This is a genomic window from Psychrobacter sp. 1Y4 (assembly GCF_051847555.1).
This window is the reverse complement of sequence record NZ_JBPYDE010000798.1, coordinates 1-612: the sequence shown is the minus strand read 5'-3', so window position 1 is coordinate 612 and position 612 is coordinate 1. Positions and strand designations below refer to the sequence as shown.

Sequence of the window (612 nt, the reverse complement as noted above, 5' to 3'; positions counted from 1 at the left end):
CACCAATCTGCTGTCAAATCGACAAGGACATTAGGATTTGCCGCAACAATCGTATCTAGCTCTGCAAGTGTGGTGATCGTTTTATCTGTCGCCGCACTATCGTTACCCATCGACTGACCAGTCGCTGACTGCACCATCGTCGGCGCAGCGCTTAGCGAGGCTAATGGATGCAAGCTATCATCATTCCCTAATGCCGCACCCACGATCAAACAAACAGCCCAAATACCAGCGATCAGACTCATGGCTTGGGTTAACATGCGTCTTCTGCCGATCCAGCTCCACGCCCATGTCGCCACCACCATAAACCATAATGCCCATACCATAAGCATCACTGGCGATATAAACACACGCTCAACTAATAACAATGCTACCGCGAATAATAGTAGCGCAAAGCCCTGCTTGACCCAATTCATCCACTCTCCTGCCTTTGGCATGATTTTTCCCTGAGTGGCACCGATTAAAATAAGCGGTGCTGACAAACCAAAACCTAGCATAAATAAGGCGGCGAAACCCAAGAGCGGACTACCAATGGTAGAGACTGCTAATAGCGCACCGAATAATGGCGCAGAGACGCAAGGAGATACGACTAATGCAGATAAAAATCCAGCGATC

At 49.0% G+C, this 612-nt stretch carries 1 protein-coding gene; it reads right to left on the bottom strand.

The features are described 5' to 3' along the window. Window positions 1-612, bottom strand: a 612-nt coding sequence (locus ACS8FC_RS18935) for a cytochrome c biogenesis protein CcdA (RefSeq protein WP_439297926.1), incomplete at both ends; no start/stop codon positions are given.